At 41.2% G+C, this 18,080-nt stretch carries 19 protein-coding genes; 15 read left to right on the top strand and 4 right to left on the bottom strand.

The features are described from left to right. The first annotated feature begins 45 nt into the window (after positions 1-45). The 11 genes from tnpC (MCT08_RS16635) to MCT08_RS16580 all read left to right on the top strand — a co-directional run bounded on the left by tnpC (MCT08_RS16635) (position 46) and on the right by MCT08_RS16580 (position 11,745). On the top strand, positions 46-1,569 hold the full coding sequence (tnpC, locus tag MCT08_RS16635; RefSeq protein WP_274678169.1) for an IS66 family transposase: 1,524 nt from the start codon (positions 46-48) through the stop codon (positions 1,567-1,569). A gap of 1,368 nt (positions 1,570-2,937) precedes the next feature. Then, a complete protein-coding gene (locus tag MCT08_RS16630) occupies positions 2,938-3,594 on the top strand; it encodes a hypothetical protein (RefSeq protein WP_274678907.1) in 657 nt (218 codons plus the stop codon). 203 nt (positions 3,595-3,797) lie between these two features. Further along, positions 3,798-4,730 (top strand): HipA domain-containing protein, encoded by a 933-nt coding sequence (locus MCT08_RS16625; protein WP_274678906.1) that lies wholly within the window; start codon positions 3,798-3,800, stop codon positions 4,728-4,730. Beyond that, positions 4,720-5,409, top strand: coding sequence for an HIRAN domain-containing protein (locus MCT08_RS16620; RefSeq protein WP_274678905.1), 690 nt, complete (start codon positions 4,720-4,722; stop codon positions 5,407-5,409). The genes MCT08_RS16625 and MCT08_RS16620 overlap by 11 nt, the downstream gene beginning before the upstream one ends. 37 nt (positions 5,410-5,446) lie before the next feature. Further along, positions 5,447-5,740: a hypothetical protein gene (locus tag MCT08_RS16615; RefSeq protein ID WP_274678904.1), complete on the top strand. Its 294-nt coding sequence runs from the start codon at positions 5,447-5,449 to the stop codon at positions 5,738-5,740. 1,471 nt (positions 5,741-7,211) lie between these two features. Then, positions 7,212-7,658, top strand: coding sequence for a hypothetical protein (locus tag MCT08_RS16610; protein ID WP_241772891.1), 447 nt, complete (start codon positions 7,212-7,214; stop codon positions 7,656-7,658). Between the two features lie 215 nt (positions 7,659-7,873). Continuing rightward, entirely contained in the window at positions 7,874-8,152 is a 279-nt protein-coding gene (locus MCT08_RS16605; protein WP_065431835.1) for a type II toxin-antitoxin system Phd/YefM family antitoxin, read from the top strand. Further along, on the top strand, positions 8,152-8,439 hold the full coding sequence (locus MCT08_RS16600) for a type II toxin-antitoxin system RelE/ParE family toxin (protein WP_065431834.1): 288 nt from the start codon (positions 8,152-8,154) through the stop codon (positions 8,437-8,439). The genes MCT08_RS16605 and MCT08_RS16600 overlap by 1 nt, the downstream gene beginning before the upstream one ends. Before the next feature lie 181 nt (positions 8,440-8,620). Continuing rightward, complete coding sequence (locus MCT08_RS16595) at positions 8,621-10,228, top strand: AAA family ATPase (protein WP_274678902.1); 1,608 nt, start codon at positions 8,621-8,623, stop codon at positions 10,226-10,228. Positions 10,229-10,892: 664 nt separating this feature from the next. Then, positions 10,893-11,273: an energy transducer TonB gene (locus MCT08_RS16590; protein ID WP_021485144.1), complete on the top strand. Its 381-nt coding sequence runs from the start codon at positions 10,893-10,895 to the stop codon at positions 11,271-11,273. Positions 11,274-11,424: 151 nt separating this feature from the next. Next, positions 11,425-11,745, top strand: coding sequence for a hypothetical protein (locus MCT08_RS16580; RefSeq protein WP_194568933.1), 321 nt, complete (start codon positions 11,425-11,427; stop codon positions 11,743-11,745). Positions 11,746-11,840: 95 nt separating this feature from the next. Here MCT08_RS16580 and tnpC (MCT08_RS16575) read toward each other — a convergent pair whose 3' ends face one another. The 3 genes from tnpC (MCT08_RS16575) to tnpA form a co-directional block, all read right to left on the bottom strand. Next, positions 11,841-13,364, bottom strand: coding sequence for an IS66 family transposase (gene tnpC / locus MCT08_RS16575; RefSeq protein ID WP_274678169.1), 1,524 nt, complete (start codon positions 13,362-13,364; stop codon positions 11,841-11,843). Positions 13,365-13,450: 86 nt separating this feature from the next. After that, complete coding sequence (gene tnpB, locus MCT08_RS16570) at positions 13,451-13,798, bottom strand: IS66 family insertion sequence element accessory protein TnpB (RefSeq protein ID WP_168524632.1); 348 nt, start codon at positions 13,796-13,798, stop codon at positions 13,451-13,453. Then, on the bottom strand, positions 13,792-14,100 hold the full coding sequence (gene tnpA, locus MCT08_RS16565) for an IS66 family insertion sequence element accessory protein TnpA (protein WP_274678170.1): 309 nt from the start codon (positions 14,098-14,100) through the stop codon (positions 13,792-13,794). The genes tnpB and tnpA overlap by 7 nt, the downstream gene beginning before the upstream one ends. Positions 14,101-14,143: 43 nt before the next feature. Here tnpA and MCT08_RS16560 point away from each other — a divergent pair, with 43 nt between their 5' ends. Further along, positions 14,144-14,515 carry a DUF805 domain-containing protein gene (locus MCT08_RS16560; protein WP_274679080.1) on the top strand — a complete coding sequence of 124 codons (372 nt, stop codon included), beginning with the start codon at positions 14,144-14,146 and terminating at the stop codon, positions 14,513-14,515. Between the two features lie 133 nt (positions 14,516-14,648). Next, positions 14,649-15,065, top strand: coding sequence for a plasmid pRiA4b ORF-3 family protein (locus tag MCT08_RS16555; protein ID WP_168524626.1), 417 nt, complete (start codon positions 14,649-14,651; stop codon positions 15,063-15,065). 791 nt (positions 15,066-15,856) lie between these two features. On the opposite strand, the gene MCT08_RS16545 is transcribed toward MCT08_RS16555, so the two are convergent. Next, entirely contained in the window at positions 15,857-16,000 is a 144-nt protein-coding gene (locus MCT08_RS16545) for a hypothetical protein (RefSeq protein WP_274679092.1), read from the bottom strand. Between the two features lie 356 nt (positions 16,001-16,356). Between MCT08_RS16545 and MCT08_RS16540 the strand changes: the two genes are divergently transcribed. Together MCT08_RS16540 and MCT08_RS16535 are read left to right on the top strand one after the other, a co-directional pair. Further along, a complete protein-coding gene (locus tag MCT08_RS16540) occupies positions 16,357-16,833 on the top strand; it encodes a methyltransferase domain-containing protein (protein WP_274678901.1) in 477 nt (158 codons plus the stop codon). Between the two features lie 10 nt (positions 16,834-16,843). Then, positions 16,844-18,000, top strand: a protein-coding gene (locus MCT08_RS16535; protein ID WP_088721186.1) for an IS3-like element ISVa4 family transposase whose coding sequence is annotated in 2 segments (ribosomal slippage) — positions 16,844-17,105 and positions 17,105-18,000 — 1,158 coding nt in all. Because the reading frame shifts where the segments join, the coding sequence is not laid out codon by codon here. Positions 18,001-18,080 lie beyond the last annotated feature (80 nt).

Below are 18,080 nucleotides of genomic sequence, written 5' to 3'. Positions count from 1 at the left end.
TCCCCTGTCAGACTAACAGCATAATCTTGACCAAGAGCCTGACAAATGAATGACCTTCCTGATGATGTAGAACAACTGAAAGCGATGCTGTTAGCGCTTCAGGAAGCCAACCTGGCTAAGGATAAACTGCTACAGGCTCAGCAAGAAGAAATGGCTGAGCTTAAAACACGGGTGGAACTTCTACTTGAGCAACTCAATCTCAGTAAATCCAAACGGTTCTCTTCCCAAAGTGAAAAGGTGGCTAAAGGTACCTTTAACGAAGCAGAGCAGCAAAATGCGTTGAACAAGCCAGCCCATCATAAAAAAGGACGTAAGCCTTTACCCGAAGAGTTAGAGCGGGAAGTTCAGGTGCATACGCTGAATGCGCCACACTGCGAATGTTGCGGTCATGAACTGCATAAGTGTGGCGTGGAGACTTCGGAAGAGCTGAAGATCATCCCTCAGAGAATCAGTGTGCTCCGTCATGAACGAACCAAATATGCTTGCCGCCAGTGCGAGCATACCGAAATCAGTAGTAAGATAGTGACAGCTCCAAGACCCGCTAGCATGATCCCCAAAAGTATCGGCAGCCCAGAAACCTTCGCCGCCATCGTTACAGCAAAATATGTGGATGCATTACCGTTATACAGACAGGTTGATATCCTCAAACGCGGTAATATCGATATCAGCCGAGGTACTTTGGCAAACTGGTGCGTTCAGTTAGGGAGTAAAATTGACGTCATTATCGACCAGATGAAAGCCCGTCTGTTATCAGAAAGCCTTATCTGCGCAGATGAAACCACGGTACAGGTGCTATCGGAGCCAGGAAAGACAGCTCAGAGTCAATCCTACATGTGGGTCTACCGAAGTGGCGAGTTCCATACGACTCCCGTAGTCATCTACGATTACCAACCGAGTCGAAGTGCAAATTGTGTAAAAACCTTCTTGGGTGACTACTCCGGGTATCTACTGTCAGATGGATATCCTGCCTATGACACACTGAAAACAGTAACACAAGCGGGTTGCATGGCACATGTGAGACGTAAGTTCACCGATGCTCAAAAAGCCCAACCAACAAAGAAAGTGGGCCGTGTAGAGAAAGCGTTGAACTATATTGGAAAACTCTACGGCATTGAACGGGAAGTCAGAGAGCTAAGTCCAGAAATACGACAGCAGATTAGGCAACAAAAATCCAGCCCCGTTCTTGATGAGTTCCACAAATGGCTGGTCGGAATCAAAGAAACACAATTACCTAAGGGAAAGCTCGGGGTTGCTATCAACTATACGATAAACCAGTGGCCAAAACTCCTTACCTATCTGGCAGACGGAAATATCAGCATCGATAATAACGTGACTGAAAGAGATGTGCGTCCGTTTACGACTGGGCGCAAAAATTGGATGTTCTCAACTTCAGTTGGCGGAGCAAAGGCCAGTGCAAACCTCTATAGCCTAGTCATGACTTGTCGCGCTAACGATATCAATCCGTACTTCTACTTCGTGCACCTGTTCAGGGAATTACCGAAGCGCTCTTCAAGTGATGATCTGACCGATCTTATGCCATGGAATGTAGAAATCCGTGAGGCTGAATAAGGCCTCACTGGTTAATTAAGCGTTTACCATCTAGTAGTGGTTTTTGACCTGACATCAATAATTTCTCATAGGTTTTGTTGGTATCGAATGGCGTATAATAACATCAATTGAATGCATCGAGGTTTGACCTTGAGAGTGTCGGCTAACAAACAATTTAAGAGGGATTCCCAACGCTTGGCATTTTGCTTCTACTTCAATTTTAGTGTTTACGGTACAATACGTTAGGTTGGGTGGTAGCGTTGCTCACCCCTTAATTGGGCGTTAGCTGGGGTTAAGAAAAGCTGTGAATTTAGGGTGGAAAGGCTTTCGGTTTTCTAGCTACACACCGGACAAATCTCAGCTTCTCAACTATCTCGCCAGTGGCACTTTTCGGGAAGCGTTTGAACTTAACGAAGTCTGCTTACGGGAAATGTTGTGTTTGTTAAGCTCGTTGGCGCGGCTTCTTTGCTGTTGAAATTCATGAATGCCTAAATGCGTTTCGTGTGCTCTGTTGTTGGTTTTTTCGATAGAATTCTTTGCAAATTACTGAACTCAGGAATGGTGATTTCCTCGGTCATTTCTTCTTTGCCAAGCGCATTTCGTGGATTGGGTTTTAATTTCACAGCTGTCCGTTTTACTTTGCCGTTTGAAAGCAATAATGTGTTCCAAATTAGGCATTTTGGCGTAATTTGCTAGCGAAAGTGCAGCAGCTAACTAGGCGTTTAAGACGGATTCCCAACGCTTGGGAGTTTCGGCTCTAGGTTGAGTTTTGTGTTTAAGGCGCAATGTTTTAGGATTGTGGTCGCGTTGCTCACCACTTAACGCAGCGTTATGTTTTGGATGAGTTTTAAGGTTAACTCTACGATTTCATTGAGAATTCGTTCTGTGTTTTCGGCAAGTTGGCTTGGTCGAAATGGATTCTTGAACAACCTGAGATTGATCGCTTTCAAGGTTCTTGGGTTGCCTCAATTAAGTTTTGGTTCTGGCTTGTGTTGAGTTTCGTCAGTTTCAAATCGCTTTAATTGAAATGTCTTTTTGACTGATTCTCTTGCTGAAGCTCAGTTCTAATAGTCTGGTGAAGCAAAAGGTTTTGTTGTGGGTGAAAGGTCGCTTTCTTTGTTGTCGATTCTGTAAGTGGCTCTCTTTGGCTAAGAGCGCTGGGAAATTTAGGTTTTGGTAAGCATCGTTTTTGCACGTAACTTATTAAAATCTATTCATTTCTACGGTGGTTTACTTTGAATTCACGGTAAAATTCACATAACAAGGAATTCAAGTGGATTCTCAACGCGTGGCAGTTTTACTATGCGTCAGGTAAAGTGTTTTTCGGTGTTATGCAGCGGCTTGGCCAGTGCGTTGTTCACCACTTAATTGGGCGTTAGCAATATTAAAGTGGAATATTATAGAAAGGTGCTCGATTTGAGATTCGGAAGTCATTGGGAAGGTTGGAACTTAATCGAGCGATTAGGTTTTATTAGTTTTGTGCTCGCGGTATTTGGTTTAGTTTTAGCGATAGCTCCTTATTTTGATGATGCATCTAGCAAAGATACTAGCGTCACTTCAGAGCCTTTAACTCGTTATTATTCAATTGAGGCTATGAGAGAGGAAGCTAGTGGTTTCAATCGAGCATATCTTGAAATGCTAAAGGAAATTGATAGCTTTATCGAAAATGAAGTAAAAGCTGATCTGAATGTCACTCCTGATTCTGAGTGGCGTTTTGAGTACGAGGTTAGTTTGTTAAATCAAAATATGGGTGGGTTAGATTTAAACAACGATGGTTATCCGGAGTTGGTAGTGGAAGTGCCCATTTTTTGTGGTTCTGGGGGCTGTCAGTTTGAAATTTACTCATTTGATCGTAAATCAAAAACAATCAATAACATAGGTTCACTTCCGGTATCAAACTACCACTTAACTGGTCGAACAATTGAGGGTTGGGCGGTAATTTCAGGTAAGTGGAGAATGGGGGCTTGTGAATCGATAATAAGTGTTTACACCTTTAACCAAGGTCAATACAAAGAAGAAAGTAGCAAAACGGAAAAATATTGCTAACAAAGCATTTAAGAGTGATTCGCAACGCTTGGCAGTTTCGCTTCGCTCAAGTATAGCCAAGCGCCGCTCACACCTTAATGCGGCGTTAAGTAACTTAATCAAATTCATCAGAAAATATCGTTACCTGTATGTATACACATGTGATATTGTGAGTTTGTGCATTGGCTTTTGATTGATTTAACAATAATAGAGAGGCTTTAAAGGTGGTAGAGGTAATCGACGTTACAGATTGGATTGGAGATGAGCACCATGCCATATTTCCAGTCGGTGCCCGAGACAAGGAGATGTTATGGTCTCCGGAAGCGCAAGTCGAGGATCTTAAGCCTAATTGGCCATACTTGTTTAAGGAATCAATATATCGCTATCAAGACCAGTATTGGACTGAATTAGTAGCATACATAGTATCTAAGTATTTGGCTGTTGATGTACCAAAAGTTTTTCCTGCGATTAAAAAAACTGAAGACGGAATTGTATGTGGTTCTCTAATCGAATGGTTTTATGATGTAGATAGTGAGCGATTTGTTCATGCTGGTTCATACTTTAAGAGAATTATTCCTGATTTTGATGATAAAACAGGCAAGCAGCATAATTTTGCTGACATGAATACTTTTATTCGTGGTCTTGCAATTCAATCTGGGTTGGTGACTGAACGAATTAAATGGTTAGCAGATATGGCTCTATTTGATTCTTTGATTGGAAACACTGATAGACATCAAGAGAACTGGGGTGTGGTTTTTCAAAGTGATGATAAATCGCGTTTAAGTCCACTTTTTGACAACGGGACATCATTAGGACATGAACGTTTCTTAGACAAAGTTAAGGACTGGGATGACCATCGTTTAGAAGCCTATGTTAAGCGTGGCTGTCACCACTTGAGGTTTAATCGAGAAAATACTAAGCAAAGAATCAAGCACTTTGAGTTGGTCGATGGAATCTCAGTTGCTGGCAAAGATATACAAAAATATATGCAGCAAAAGCTTGATACACTAGATTTAGAAGGTATGCTTGCAGAAATCGAAGATCTAACAAAAATTGATATTGACGTTCCGTTCACTCAAGAAAGGTTTGATTGGATCAAAAGAAATATCGTAATGCGATTAGAGTTACTAAAAGAAGAAGTAAAAAATGATGATTGAAAACTCAATACATGTAAACACTTTGTTTTTGACATGGCAGTCAAACCGGGATCGTAATCAGCGATATCTTGTTGGTGCTTTGAAAAAACTAGAAAGTGGTTTTGAGTTTTCGTACTTAACGGAAACGCAAGACTACTCCGATGCAATAGCTCAAGGCTTCTTGGGATATCCAGCTTTTCCTTTGAACAAAGGGTCATTTACTAACGATGTCATGACAACCTTTATGAAAAGGTTACCGCCTCGTTCTCGTCGTGATTTTAAGAGATACTTAGTTAATCATCATTTACCAGAGGAATTTGATGGTAATGATTTTGACTTGATCGCACATACCGGTATTCAGTTACCTAGTGATGGTTTCGATTTAATTCCAAACTTAGAAGAAGCTGATATTCCATTTGATTACTTAATGGAAGTAGCAGGTACACGATACTACTTGGATTTTGAGCAATCGAGTGCGATTCAACTTGGTTCTAAAGTGAGTTTGCGTTGTGAGAACGAAAATGAGTTTGATTGTAATGCAGTCGCTATGTTCGTTAATCAAACAAAAATCGGTTATGTGAATAAACTATTCTGTCAAACGGTTAGAAAGCTCATGGAGCGAGAAGTGGATTGTTATGTTGCCAAAGTATCGGGCACTAGTGAACGTCCACTTATATATGTCATGCTATCTGCAAAGTAGACTATATAACTACAGTTGCTTAACAAAGCATTTAAGAGTGATTCCCAACGCTTGGCATTTTTATGTCATCGTTGGGTTTCGTGTTTATGGTGTTATGGTTTTGGTACGTGGTAGCGTTGCTCACACCTTAATGCGGCGTTATGTGTTTGGTCAGTTTTTCGGTCAAAGCTACGATTTCATTGAGAATTCGTTCTGTGTTTTCGGCAAGTTGGCTTGGTCGAAATGGATTCTTGAACAACCTGAGATTTATCGTTTTGAAGGTTCTTGGGTTGCCTCAATTAGGTTTTGGATCTGGTTTGTGTTGAGTTTCGGTGGTTTCCAATCGCTTTAATTGAAATGTCTTTTTGACTGATTCATTTGCTGACATTCAGCTCTGAAAGTCTGATGAAGCAAAAGGTTTTGTTGTGGCTGAAAGGGCGCTTTCTTTGTTGTTGATCCTGTAAGTGGCTCTCTTTGGCTAAGAACGCTGTGAAATTTAGGTTTTAGTAAGCATCGTTTTTGTACGTAACTTATTCAAATATCTTCATTTCTACGGTGGTTTACTTTGAATTCACGGTAAAATTCACATAACAAGCAATTCAAGTGGATTCTCAACGCGTGGCAGTTTTACTATGCGTTGAGTAAAGTGTTTTATGGTGCAATGCAGCGACTTGGTCAGTGCGTTGTTCACCACTTAATTGGGCGTTAGCTGGGGTTAAGAAAAACGGTGAATTTAGGGTGGAAAGGCTTTCGGTTTTCTAGCTACACACCGGACAAATCTCAGCTTCTCAACTATCTCGCCAGTGGCACTTTTCGGGAAGTGTTTGAACTTAACGAAGTCTGCTTACGGGAAGAGTTGTGTTTGTTAAGTTCGTTGGCGCGGCTTCTTTGCTGTTGAAGTTCATGAATGCCTAAATTCATTTCGTGTGCTTTGTCGTTGGCTTTTTCGATAGAATTCTTTGCAAATTACCATGCTTAGGAATGGTGATTTTCTCGGTCATTTCTTCTTTGCCAAGTGCATTTCGTGGATTAGGTTTTAATTTCACAGCTGTCTGTTTTACTTTGCTGTTTGAAAGCAATAATGTGTTTCAAATTAGGCACTTTGGCGTAATTTGCTAGCGAAAGTGCAGCAGCTAACTAGGCGTTTAAGACGGATTCCCAACGCTTGGGAGTTTCGGCTTTAAGTTGAGTTTTGTGTTTAAGGCACAATGGTTTAGGATTGTGGTCGCGTTGCTCACCACTTAACGCGGCGTTATGTGTTTGATGAGTTTTTAAGGTCAAAGCTACGATTTCATTGAGAATTCGTTCTGTATTTTCGGCAGGTTGGCTTGGTCGAAATGGATTTTTGAACAACCTGAGATTGATCGTTTTCAAGGTTCTTGGGTTGCCTCAATTGTGTTTTGGATCTGGTTTGTGTTGTGTTTCGTCGGTTTCAAATCGCTTCAATTGAAATGTCTTTTTGACTGATTTATTTGCTGACACTCAGCTCTGAAAATCTGGTGAAGCAAAAAATTTAGCGGTTGCTGAAAGGGCGCTTTCTTTGTTGTCGATTCTGTAAGTGGCTCTCTTTGGCTCAGATCGCTGTGAAATTTAGGTTTTGGTAAGCATCGTTTTTGTACGTAACTTATTCAAATTTCTTCATTTCTACGGTGGTTTACTTTGAATTCACGGTAAAATTCACATAACAAGCAATTCAAGTGGATTCTCAACGCGTGGCAGTTTTACTATGCGTTAGGTAAAGTGTTTTACGGTACAATGCGGCGGCTTGGTCAGTGCGTTGTTCACCACTTAATTGGGCGTTATAAATATTAGAGGCATTATCGGTGAATTTTGATTTTTTTCGTAGACTTATGGTTGGCAAACCCGGTGGGAAATTTGATCAATTAAACAAAAAGATTCTTGAGACCTCGAGAACTGAAACTAACGCTAAAAAGCTAGCTATCAGAACACTTAAAGATCTCGAAAAGCGTTTGAATAAGCATTTCTGTACTCGTGGCAAAGTTACTTCGTATGCAAACAATATCCATGATAGTGAGCGAGTTCCCCCAATTCATATAGTTACATCTGTCGACGGCCTTGATGATTTTGGGCTCCACAAATCAATTGAGTTGGATATTTATTTTAATTTTAGTAGTACAGTTCACTATGAAAGCTTCACGGTTACGTATAAAAACAGTTCAATTTTTCTGACTTTTTCCGGTGTCGAGACGAAAGACATCAATGAGTTTTGTCAGGCTATAGAAGCCGTAGTTACAGAGAAGTATAAGTAGGTCAAAATATTTATAACAAAGCATTTAAGACGGATTCCCAACGCTCGGTATTTTCGGTTTGCTTCAGCTTAAGTGTTTACGGCACAATACTTTAAGTGCAGTGGTCTGCGTTGCTCACCACTTAATGCGGCGTTAGTACACCTAATAGACTTCTTGCTCCTAGATTCCATTTGAACTATTATTTGTACACTATTTTGTACTATTTGGAGTTCAATATGAGTCGCATTCATTTCGATCAAGATATTCAGCCTCTTTCTGAGTTTCGTGCAGGTGTAACCTCATTCATTAAACAAATCAATGAGACACGCCGACCTTTAGTGATTACTCAGCGCGGTAAGGGTGTTGCAGTTGTACTCGACGTTGCAGAGTATGAAGCAATGCAGGAAAAAATTGAGTTACTGGAAGAGATGAGAACAGCAGAAGCACAATTAGCTTCGGGGTTAGGTGTATCTAATGAAGATGCTCGTGCTCAAGTGCTGGGGCGTATCAAATAATGAAAGTAGTTTGGTCTCCATTAGCTCTCGAAAAGCTTGGTGATGCTGCTGAGTTCATTGCATTAGATAACCCAGCGGCTGCAAAAAACTGGGTTAATGAGATTTTCGATAAAACTGATTTACTTGGGACTATGCCTGAAATGGGACGAATGGTTCCAGAAATGCCACATACGCAATATCGTGAAATCTTGTTTGGTCACTATCGTATTATTTACAGTTTAGGTCTTGAAATTCGCATTTTGACTGTTCGTAACTGTCGTCAGCAGTTATCTGAAAGTGACGTCTAAACCGGTGTTCTAACAAAGCGTTTAAGACGGATTCCCAACGCTTGGCATTTTCGGCTTAATTCAGTTTAAGTGTTTATGTCACAATGGTTTAGGTAGAGTGGTTGGCGTTGCTCACCACTTAACGCGGCGTTATGTGATTAAGCGTAAATAGCAAATTTTGGTGAATATACAGAGAGGTAAAATGTCTTTCACTATTGAAATTCCGATTGTAGATAGCGTTAAATGTATAGAAATTCAGAATGGTTCATCTGCAATGATTGTGGGTGCAAATGGATCGGGTAAAACACGGTTGGCTACCTATGTTGAAGAGAAAATAGGGGACAAGGCTCACCGTATTGCTGCCCACAGAGCGTTATCCCTTAATCCAAATGTAAGTAAAGTCAGCCAAAGGCAAGCGCTAAAAGGCTTGAAAATAGGTTCTGATCAAGACTGGGCTCAAATGACACACAGAACCAGCTCTCGTTGGGGAAATAATGCCCCTGTCTCCCTATTAAATGACTTCGACTATCTATTGCAAGCATTGTTTGCGGAGCAAACAAATAGATCTTTGGAAACACATAATAAAGCGAGGGCTGGTGATCGCAGCGAACCTGTCGCAACAAAATTTGAAGTATTATCTGAAGCGTGGCATGAATTGTTACCCCACAGAGATCTGCATATCACCGGTGATGATATTCAAGTTAGCATTAGTGGCAGCAGTAACTTGTATTCAGCGGCAGATATGAGTGACGGTGAACGTGCGACATTTTACATATTAGGGCAGGTACTTGTAGCTGATGAAGGCTCATTATTGATTTTTGATGAACCTGAGTTGCATATTCATAAGTCAATAATGTCTAAGTTGTGGGATAAACTGGAAGCTCTACGCCCTGATTGTGCATTTCTATTCATAACTCACGATCTTGAGTTTGCATCCAGCAGAGTCGCAGATAAATATGTAATTACTTCCTATAACCCTCAGCCCTTTTGGGAGATCGGTTGTATCCCTCAAGATACAGGATTTGACGAACAACTAGTGACTCTTATTATGGGGAGTCGCAAACCAATTCTCTTTGTCGAAGGCAATTATAATAGTATCGATTTAATGACGTATCGTAGTTGTTACCCTGAGTGGACCGTGATTCCTCGTGGTTCTTGTGAACAAGTAATCCATTCCGTTGTAACAATGAGACAAAATTCAGAACTTACTCGTGTGTTATGTTCAGGCATTGTCGACGCTGATGACTATAGCAGTGACGATATCGAGTACTTAGATGGACTTGGTATAAAAGTGATTCCTGTATCGGAGGTTGAAAATATCTTCTTGCTACCATCAGTTAGCCGAGCAATTTTAGAATTGGAGGGTTATTCAGGAGTAGAGCTAACTTCTAAGCATAATCTTTATTGCACTTCTATTTTAAATAGCATCAATGATAAACAAATCGAAGATGTAGTACTGAGGCATAGTAAGCGCCGCATAGATAGGGCGTTGAAGAAAGTAGACCTAACCGATGCAAAAAGCGTTGAAGAGCTTTCAACGGTTTTAGGTTCAAAGTTGTCTGAACTCGATATTTCTACCATCTCAAATACCAAGAGACAGGGAATTCAGGACGCTGTAACTAAGCATGACTTATCTGCATTTTTGAAGCATTTTGACAATAAAGGATTACTTGCATTAGCTGCCACTAATTTAAAAGGTTGTCGATTAGCTCATTTTGAGCAATGGCTATCAAGAGTTTTGAGTCAGCAGGCTGACAATGTAGTTAAACGTGCCATAAAAGAACAGATGCCAGAAGTAGAGGCTTGTTAAAATTACATAACAAAGCATTTAAGAGTGATTCGCAACGCTTGGCATTTTCGCTTCGCTCAAGTATAGCCAAGCGCTGCTCACACCTTAATGCGGCGTTAGCTGGGGTTAAGAAAAACGGTGAATTTAGGGTGGAAAGGCTTTCGGTTTTCTAGCTACACACCGGAAAAATCTCAGCTTCTCAACTATCTCGCCAGTGGCACTTTTCGGGAAGTGTTTGAACTTAACGAAGTCTGCTTACGGGAAGTGTTGTGTTTGTTAAGTTCGTTGGCGCGGCTTCTTTGTTGTTGAACTTCATGAATGCCTAAATTCGTTTCGTGTGCTTTGTCGTTGGCTTTTTCGATAGAATTCTTTGCAAATTACCGAGTTCAGGAATGGTGATTTCCTCGGTCATTTCTTCTTTGCCAAGCGCATTTCGTGGATTGGGTTTTAATTTCACAGCTGTCCGTTTTACTTTGCCATTTGAAAGCAATAATGTGTTTCAAATTTGGCATTTTGGCGTAATTTGCTAGCTAAAGTGCAGCAGCTAACTAGGCGTTTAAGACGGATTCCCAACGCTTGGGAGTTTCGGTTCTAGGTTGAGTGTTGTGTTTAGGGCGCAATGGTTTAGGATTGTGGTCGCGTTGCTCACCACTTAACGCAGCGTTATGTTTTACAAGGAGTGTATATGAAAAAACTGAGTATATTGTCACTAAGTTTTTTAATTTTATGTGGTTGTGCATCAAAACAGGAAGTGTATCTGACACAATCTCCAATAAAAGTTGAGCAACATGACTTAGGTGATTATTGGGTTCAGTCGTCAGAGGATTTTAGATTTAGTTTGAAGTCTAATATAAAGGTGCCAAAAACAGGTGGTTATGTCCTAATTAACTATTTAATAGACTCGAATGGCGAGATATTTAATCCTACAATTGTTGAGTCGTCTCCTAAGGGTGAATGGGATCTAATTGCCTTAAAAGCGTTAAGTAAAGTTGAATACGTACCATCCGAGTCTAACTCACTGAATATACCAGTATATGTGACAACTGAAATTAAATTTGCGGAATAGAAAAATATAACAAACTGTTCAAGAGGGATTCGCAACGCGTGGCATTTTTACTATGTGTTGACTTTAGTGGTTAAGGTGGTTTGCGGCGGTTTCGGTATTGCGTTGCTCACCCCTTAACAGGGCGTTAGGCAAAATTTCCTTAGGATCTTCAATGACAGTTTTGAAATTAACTTTAAGTTCGCTTTTGCTTATTGGTATTGCAGCATGCTCTCCTTTCGAAGCATTCCAAGATATGGACAATAAAGAAAAGCAGTTTAATGATCTAAGTATCAATAATCTCGGTGCTAAAGCAGAAATAAGTTGGAATATCCATAATGGTGAATTAACTAGTATTACGGTTGTTTATCGTGCCAACTCGTTAAATGACGTGATAGTAAGCAAGCTAGGAAATGAAGTAGAATCAATGGTTAAAACCATTTATGGTGACGATTCGTATGCAATAAGCGTTGCAATTAGCTTAGGTGGCGAATAAGTTTCTAACAACGGTGTTTATAACTAACAGAGGAAATAAAATGGATTGGTATTTGGCTGTTTTAAAGAGTAAACGCTTAATTAACCAGTGAGGCCTTATTCAGCCTCACGGATTTCTACATTCCATGGCATAAGATCGGTCAGATCATCACTTGAAGAGCGCTTCGGTAATTCCCTGAACAGGTGCACGAAGTAGAAGTACGGATTGATATCGTTAGCGCGACAAGTCATGACTAGGCTATAGAGGTTTGCACTGGCCTTTGCTCCGCCAACTGAAGTTGAGAACATCCAATTTTTGCGCCCAGTCGTAAACGGACGCACATCTCTTTCAGTCACGTTATTATCGATGCTGATATTTCCGTCTGCCAGATAGGTAAGGAGTTTTGGCCACTGGTTTATCGTATAGTTGATAGCAACCCCGAGCTTTCCCTTAGGTAATTGTGTTTCTTTGATTCCGACCAGCCATTTGTGGAACTCATCAAGAACGGGGCTGGATTTTTGTTGCCTAATCTGCTGTCGTATTTCTGGACTTAGCTCTCTGACTTCCCGTTCAATGCCGTAGAGTTTTCCAATATAGTTCAACGCTTTCTCTACACGGCCCACTTTCTTTGTTGGTTGGGCTTTTTGAGCATCGGTGAACTTACGTCTCACATGTGCCATGCAACCCGCTTGTGTTACTGTTTTCAGTGTGTCATAGGCAGGATATCCATCTGACAGTAGATACCCGGAGTAGTCACCCAAGAAGGTTTTTACACAATTTGCACTTCGACTCGGTTGGTAATCGTAGATGACTACGGGAGTCGTATGGAACTCGCCACTTCGGTAGACCCACATGTAGGATTGACTCTGAGCTGTCTTTCCTGGCTCCGATAGCACCTGTACCGTGGTTTCATCTGCGCAGATAAGGCTTTCTGATAACAGACGGGCTTTCATCTGGTCGATAATGACGTCAATTTTACTCCCTAACTGAACGCACCAGTTTGCCAAAGTACCTCGGCTGATATCGATATTACCGCGTTTGAGGATATCAACCTGTCTGTATAACGGTAATGCATCCACATATTTTGCTGTAACGATGGCGGCGAAGGTTTCTGGGCTGCCGATACTTTTGGGGATCATGCTAGCGGGTCTTGGAGCTGTCACTATCTTACTACTGATTTCGGTATGCTCGCACTGGCGGCAAGCATATTTGGTTCGTTCATGACGGAGCACACTGATTCTCTGAGGGATGATCTTCAGCTCTTCCGAAGTCTCCACGCCACACTTATGCAGTTCATGACCGCAACATTCGCAGTGTGGCGCATTCAGCGTATGCACCTGAACTTCCCGCTCTAACTCTTCGGGTAAAGGCTTACGTCCTTTTTTATGATGGGCTGGCTTGTTCAACGCATTTTGCTGCTCTGCTTCGTTAAAGGTACCTTTAGCCACCTTTTCACTTTGGGAAGAGAACCGTTTGGATTTACTGAGATTGAGTTGCTCAAGTAGAAGTTCCACCCGTGTTTTAAGCTCAGCCATTTCTTCTTGCTGAGCCTGTAGCAGTTTATCCTTAGCCAGGTTGGCTTCCTGAAGCGCTAACAGCATCGCTTTCAGTTGTTCTACATCATCAGGAAGGTCATTCATTTGTCAGGCTCTTGGTCAAGATTATGCTGTTAGTCTGACAGGGGAAAAGGATCGTTCAAGCCCTTTATATCGATCATGGTTTTAGCTCACACTTCAAGACCATATAAGGGCTGGTGAGCCTTAGGATGCTCCAGATTAAGCCCTGATAATAGCCACTGAAGCTGCTGTCTGGAAATAGCTACGTGACCCGATTTATTTGGTTTCGGCCATTTAAAGCGGCCTTTCTCCAGTCGGCGGTAATAAAGCCAGAAGCCATTGGTATCCCAAAAGAGAATTTTGATTTTATCTCGTCCACGGTTGCAGAAGATAAACCAGGCTTCACTGAACGGATCCATGTCCAGTACATCAGCAACAATCAGTGACAGGCCATCAATGGACTTACGCATATCGGTAATACCAGAGACCAGATAAATACCCGAATTTGGTGTTAACACATCAGTGCCTGTAACCAGTTCTGGATTTGGTGTGCTGGCATTTCAGCGGGCAACTCAGCCGTTATTCCTGTTGGTAGTGAGAGCACTACCGATTGAATATTGCTTTTTATTTTCGGTTTATCTTCGATCACAACAGGATGGACAAGCTGACATTGACCCCCGCCGTAAAGTTTTTTACGCCAGTAATAAAAAGTATGTTCCGTCAATTGATTTGCTTTGCAGAACGCGACAATGGATAACTCACTTTGGCTCTGCTGTTCAATGATTTCAGCCCAGAACTGAGGTTTATTGGATGGGTTCATGGTGACTCCTTAGTTATGGAATCACTATGCCGAGCATGCGGAAATATTAGTAGGTGGGGTTAAATCGACGCTTACTTTAAAGAAGTATGCAGTTTTTAGTGGAAGGGCTAGACGAAAGGAATACTGGATGTTCTTTTTATTTAACCTCATTTTTTCTTTCATTTTGGGGTTTGTTGATGGCTTCTTGGGTACTGTATTTATCGGTACTATTTACGGGTTGGCAGTTTTAATTCCAGGTATAGCTGTTACTGTTCGTAGGCTACACGATATTGGTCGCACAGGGTGGTGGGTTTTAATTGGGCTGATCCCATTAATTGGATTGATAGTGCTTATCATATTCGCAGCAACTGACGGAAATGAAGGAAGTAATGAATATGGCTCCAACCCTAAGGAGTCGGGCGAAACATTTGCCTAACAAGAAATTTAAGAGTGATTCACAACGCTTGGCGCCCTCACTTCAAGTCGGTTTAGTGTTTATGGCACAATGCGTTAGATAAGGTGTCAGCGTTGTTCACACCTTAATTTGGCGTTAGGCAAATGAGGAAAGTATGTACATATCAATTAAAGTAAGTCTGGTCTCAGGTATGTATGCTTATGAAGACTGGAGTTGTGAAATAGAGTTGTCGCAAAAGACATCACTGCGCGAACTCAATGAGATCATTCTTAATGCCGTTGGCTTTGATAATGACCACTTCTCTCAATTTTTTATTTCTCGTAGAGAATTTGGTTCAAGTCGAGAATCGTTCGATGACCGCACATACTCACTCGATACTGAGTTATATGGTTTGTTTCCACTACCGAAAGGTAAAAGGTTATTTTACTGGTTTGACTTTGGCGATGATTGGATATTTCAGATATCCAAATCTCGCAGTAAACCTAAGCCATTCGCAGATGGCGCAGAGTATCCTAAAGTGGTAAAAGAAGTAGGTGTTAAACCAGAGCAATATCCAGAGTCTGAGTGGTAAATTTGCCTAACAAATTGCTTAAGAGTGATTCGTAACGCGTGGCATTTTTACTATGCGGTGGCTTATGGTGATTAAGGTGCCGTGCGGTAGCTTTTGTATTGCGTTACTCACACCTTAGCAAGGCGTTAGCTGGGGTTAAGAAAAGCTGTGAATTTAGGGTGGAAAGGCTTTCGGTTTTCTAGCTACACACCGGACAAATCCCAGCTTATCAACTATCTCGCCAGTGGCACTTTTCGGGAAGTGTTTGAACTTAACGAAGTCTGCTTACGGGAAATGTTGTGTTTGTTAAGTTCGTTGGTGCGGCTTCTTTGGTGTTGAAATTTATGCATTCTTAAATTTGTTTCGTGTGCTTTGTCGTTGGCTTTTTCGATAGAATTCTTTGCTAATTACCGATCTCAGGAATGGTGATTTTCTCGGTCATTTCTTCTTTGCCAAGCACATTTCGTGGATTAAGTTTTAATTTCACAGCTGTCCGTTTTACTTTGCCGTTTGAAAGCAATAATGTGTTTCAAATTAGGCATTTTGGCGTAATTTGCTAACGAAAGTGCAGCAGCTAACTAGGCGTTTAAGACGGATTCCCAACGCTTGGGAGTTTCGGGTCTAGGTTGAGTTTTGTGTTTAAGGCACAATGGTTTAGGATTGTGGTCGCGTTGCTCACCACTTAACGCGGCGTTATGTTTACTTGTATTTCAAAGGCTTAAAAGTCTTAGGCTCTAGTTCTTTGTCCCTCTGGCAACTCGTCCCTAGTAGACTCAGCAAATCCACATTGTCGGTCTAAGTTCTTGAATCACTCAGGCCGTAAAACATGCCAATGTTCGTGGGTGCTTCATTGTCAGGTCGTGGCGGTTGGCTTCTTGTTTAACTGGCTCAAAGTCGCTTTGAGCATATTTGCCAATCAGCATGTTAGCTTGGCAGTTGCCTCGGCAATTTGCCATTGTTCTGCGCTTTGGTTGGAAAGAGAGGGCGCTTGTTGAAACTAAGTCGAGTTGCCTCATTGGGCAGGGAAGTGGACTTACGCGTTTTATGTTTCGTGCATCTGTCGGCCAAGTGAGTTTGGGCGTGTGACTGACTTCTTGAAATGCGGTCAACAGTGCAGTTCTTTGCCAAATAAATCAGTCATTTGTGGTAAAACATAACAAGCAATTTAAGAGGGATTATCAACGCTTGGCATTTTTGCTTCTACTTCAAATTTAGTGTTTATGGCACAATGCTTTAGGTTTGGGTGAAGGCGTTGCTCACCCCTTAATTGGGCGTTATCTTTCCCCCAATACAATGACTTAATGAGGTATAAATGGATTTTAAAAATGCAACACCAATGAATAAATTACAATATGCCAATGAGTGGTCGAAAAACTCATCTGGGTTTGAAAAAAGAAACTTTTACACATGGATGGCAAGTACTTTACCTAGCGCGACTCGAGCACTAGAGATTGGCTGTGGTGCTGGTTTTAGTACTTTGGAAATAGCCAAAAAAGTTCCTAAGGTTATATGTGTTGAGGTAAATGAACACTTAGCTTCAAAAGCTGAAGAATATTTAACCAGTCATGGCGTGTCCACGTCAGTTGTAAAAAGTGTTAACGGGAAATACCAAGAAACAAGTTCTCGAGTAGATATCTTTATCTTAAACCTATTTGACGTCGCGAAATTCCAAGTTTTCCAACAGGCTTCATTTGATATGCTAATCTGCTGGTTTATTGGTTCAGACCCTTATGTAATGGTACGGTTAACTTGGATGGCATTTAAGCCTTATAATTATCACTACTTATAAGGAATCTGATATGTCACCAAAACTACGAGTGCAAATCACCCCTCAACAGAAGCTTGAATATGCCAAGATGATGGTTGAAGATGGTTACACCAATCAACAGATACAAGATATCAGTGGTGCTTGTTCATCAGCTGTAGTGCGCTGGAAGCGCCAATATAAAGAAGAAATGTTAGGCATGACACCCACTAATAGAGTGGCATTAACACCAGAGCAGCAACGTATACAAGAGTTGGAAAAACAACTTGCTAGAGCCAAAAGAGACATCGATATATTAAAAAAAGCCAGCGCCTTGTTCATACAAAGTCAGTAAAGCCTGACGTTGTCAGAAAATTGAAGAAGGCGCACCCAACATTCACTATCTCTGAACTTTGCCGAGTGCTTGGCGTCGCCAGCAGCTGTTTTTACTATACGAGAGTTGTATGCTCTGATGAGACCACCCTGCACGATAGAATTTACCGTATTGCAGAGGATTCTGATTTTACTTATGGCAAGCGCCGAATACACCGAGAACTGGTAAAAAGTGATGTAAAGATAGGTTTAGCAAAAGTATCGAGACTGATGAAAGCCATTGAAATACCAGTTAAGTATCCGAAAAAAAGACATCGTTACAACGAGGTTGGTGAAGAAAGTATCTATGCACCTAATATATTGAAAAGGCAGTTTACCCCCGAAACTCACAATACTCATTGGGTGACGGATGTGACCTATATTCGTTCCCATCAAGGTTGGAGTTACTTGGCATGCGTATTAGATCTAGCAACGAAAGAGGTGGTCGGATATTCGTTGTCACGCTCCCCTGATACCAATTTAACTTTGGCCGCATTAGACAATGCCATCCAAAAACGACGAGCCGACACAACTCAATTACTGTTGCACTCAGATCAAGGATGTCACTTTAGCTCACGAGCTTATAGGCATAGATTACAAGTGCTAAATATTACACAAAGCATGAGTAAACGAGGGTGTTGTTGGGATAATGCTGTGATGGAACGTTTTTTTCGTTCTTTAAAATCAGAGCGTTTAAACGAATTAAGCTTTATCAATCATCAGTCAATCGTAATGGAGGTAGAGAGCTACATTCGTTTTTACAACTATAAACGAAGTCATAGTGGGATTGATTATTTAACGCCAAATGAAAAATACCAACAAATGCAAAAAGTGGCTTAAAAACTCTCCAAAAAAGCTGGATCATTACATTTAAGAGGGATTCCCAACGCTTGGCAGTTTTACTATGCGTCAGGTAAAGT

Source organism: Vibrio aestuarianus, assembly GCF_028858425.1.
GTDB lineage: Bacteria > Pseudomonadota > Gammaproteobacteria > Enterobacterales > Vibrionaceae > Vibrio > Vibrio aestuarianus.
Note: the sequence above shows the minus strand (reverse complement) of the source record. Positions and strands in the feature narration are given on the sequence as shown.